Raw genomic sequence first — 2,876 nt, 5'->3', positions numbered from 1 at the left:
GTTGCTGTAAGAGCTGCTCCTGCAAAAATTGCTGGCACTGCTGAGACATGGAATATCATCATCATTCCTGCTGTACCAGCGACAAATGGTAATGTTACTCCCACAATTGCAACAATTAGGGACTGAATACCCACTTGCATTAAGTCTCTAATATTGGACTCTAGGCCAATTTCAAATAACAAGATGATGACCCCTAGTTCGGATAGAACTTCGAGGACTTCGCTTTGGACTTGAAATGTAGCTTCCGCAGCGTCAGGGGTTAAACCTGCTGTTGCTTCTAAAATACTGATAATTACCGATGTGGAACTATCTGCCCCACTTTCTGGAAAGATTACTAGGTTGAGGGCAGAAATACCGATAACTACACCCCCTACCAGTTCACCTAATACTGGTGGAAAACCTAACCAGTTGAAAAATTCGCCCCCTGCTTTACTGGCTATATAAATTGCCACTAGACTCAAAAGGACTCCTGCAACTACCATTGCTGGTTCTACTTCTGTTTCTGTTGCTGTGGCTAATATCGGCTGAAATTTGCCGGATAAAGTAAATAGGAAAGATTCATTCAAAAAATTAAACCCTGCCATTGAACTAAACATTAAGTTTTTCTAAATCATCTTGACTTAATGTAACAGGACTTTAGGCACAGAGCGCTAATCTTTTGTGATAAAAATATTTTTTGGTGAGTATATATAAAATATATCTAACTATCTAAAATGTATATTAAATATTTATCTAAGCTGAAATCAAAGAATAAAAGAATATTGGAAATTTAAAGAGAGAATTAACTGTTGCTTTAGCTAGAGCTTACCCTCGAGCTAAAGCAAAAAAATTTAGCTCGAAAACAGGCTAAATTAACTCGTAAAAACAAAGGGAGTAAATCAAGAGAAAAAGATATTCAACAATTAATAATTAATAATTACCTCTCAAAATAAAACGGAATTGATTGTACTAATAATGAAAATTTTTTCTCTCTTGGTCGATTGGATATGGCGTTTGCTACCGCAAAGCTTTCCGTTCCGGAATGAAGGGCGCAAACGCTAACCGCGGAGCGTCCCGGAGGGAACGGAGACTCGTTCTTGCATACCCTCTGCGCCACAGCCATCCCACCCAACGGGTGCGCTGCGCTTTTTCCTAGGTCATGCTACGCTTTCCATGTCGGCGACAGCCGTTAACGTAGTTATGGGCCAGCAAAACGACCGCTTGTTTCTCCTTTAAAGGAGATGTTTTAAACCTTAATTATTCGGTAAGCTAGTAGCTAGAGTTCACGAACGTATTAGCAATGCCCACCAAGGCTTTCTACATAAATTATCTCGAAAAATTGTCAATGATAATCAAGTAGTTGTTGTGGAGAATTTGAATATCAAGGATATGGTTTATAATCATAACTTAGTTCAAGTTATTTCTGATGTGGCATGGGGAATATCGATCAATTTTCTTGACTATAAATTACAGCAAAAAGGCGATTTGTTTGTTGAGGTTGACCGCTTTTTCCTTAGCTATAAAACTTGCTCTAACTGTCTGTATCAAATATCAAATCTGCCATTAGATATCAGAGAATGGACTTGTCCAAGTTGTGGCACAAGCCACCATAGAGATGAAAATGCTATTCATTAATGGACAATGGATAATTGATGATGGATAATTACTTCTGGTTAAAACCGTTCGTTCTTGATTGAATATAAGGAAATATTATTTCTTTTCTTGGTCAATTTGGATATGGCGAGGAGACCTCACCATCCCACCCAACGGGTGCGCTGCGCTTTTTCCTAGGTCATGCTACGCTTTCCATGTCGGCGACAGCCGTTAACGTAGTTATGGGCCAGCAAAACGACCGCTTTTTTCTCCTTAAAATTAATAAGGAGAGGCAATAAAGCCTAATTGATTAATTATCAATTATCCATTGGTAAGTCTGTCTTGAAGCATTCCCCTGTGAGTTCAGAAGCTCCAACTTCAGTTGTAGTAAGTTGGGGTAGTTCATGTAAATACTCTATGTTGTAGGGATGGCATTTGTGTACGAACTTGTTCTAATCTGGATGGGTTAATTTCTGCAATTGCTACTCCTGGTTTATCTCCAGTGTCTGCCAAAATTAAACCCCAAGGGTCAACTATCATTGCATGGCCATGAGTTTGTCTTCTGCCATAGTGATTGCCTGTTTGAGCTGGAGCAATCATATAACAGGTATTTTCTATTGCTCGTGCTTGGAGTAATACTTGCCAGTGGTCTTTCCCTGTATATGCGGTGAAGGCTGCTGGTACGAATACGATTTCTGCCCCTGCATTTGAGAGGTGTCTGTATAATTCAGGAAATCTAACATCATAGCATATTGATATGCCTAAATTACCATAATCTTTTGATGAATAGATTGAAGGTAATTTGACACCTGGTTTGACGGTGTTTGATTCTCGGTAGGTATTACCGTCAGGCAGGTTAACGTCAAATAAATGTGCTTTTTCATATCTGGCTACTTCTTGGCCATTAGGAGTTATTAGGGATGCAACGTTATAAACTTTGCCTTCCTTTGTCGGTACTGGATACCCACCTCCTAAAATTGTGATTTGGAATTTTTGAGCCGTTGTTTTGAGAAATTTTTCACTTTGTGTAGCGATCGCTTCTGCTTGGGCAATTTTTTCTTTTTCTTCACCCAAAAAGGGAAAATTTTCTGGCAAGGTAACTAACTCTGCGCCTTGACGGACTGCTAAGTCGATTAATTCTTCTGCCTGTGCTAGATTTTTTGACAAGTCAGGCACGCTTGTCATTGATATTGCTGCTGCGAGATAGGATTTCATTAAGTCTGTTTTTCAGCTATTATGTTGGAACTTTTTAATGTTTGCCTTATTATTTATACCAAATTCGCTGCTTGAAAGGTAGTTGTTTA

Annotated in this window: 2 protein-coding genes and 1 pseudogene; 1 reads left to right on the top strand and 2 read right to left on the bottom strand. The window is 39.0% G+C overall.

The genetic code is table 11. The features are described 5' to 3' along the window. Positions 1 to 596: cation:proton antiporter (locus AC3DU7_RS21315; RefSeq protein ID WP_488041307.1), on the bottom strand; the 596-nt coding region annotated here is incomplete at its 3' end. Between the two features lie 664 nt (positions 597 to 1,260). Here AC3DU7_RS21315 and AC3DU7_RS21310 point away from each other — a divergent pair. Next, positions 1,261 to 1,614, top strand: a pseudogene (locus tag AC3DU7_RS21310) (RNA-guided endonuclease InsQ/TnpB family protein); the annotation flags it as partial. Positions 1,615 to 1,974: 360 nt separating this feature from the next. Here AC3DU7_RS21310 and AC3DU7_RS21305 read toward each other — a convergent pair. Next, positions 1,975 to 2,787, bottom strand: coding sequence for a carbon-nitrogen hydrolase family protein (locus AC3DU7_RS21305; protein WP_488041306.1), 813 nt, complete (start codon positions 2,785 to 2,787; stop codon positions 1,975 to 1,977). Between the last annotated feature and the right edge of the window lie 89 nt (positions 2,788 to 2,876).

The sequence above is a fragment of the Okeania sp. genome (assembly GCF_983059655.1).
This window is presented reverse-complemented; position numbering and strand designations above follow the sequence as displayed.

What these genes read in the sequence shown, in the direction of transcription:
- AC3DU7_RS21305 (WP_488041306.1), bottom strand. Translation starts at nt 2,787, where the DNA reads ATGAAATCCTATCTCGCAGCAGCAATATCAATGACAAGCGTGCCTGAC.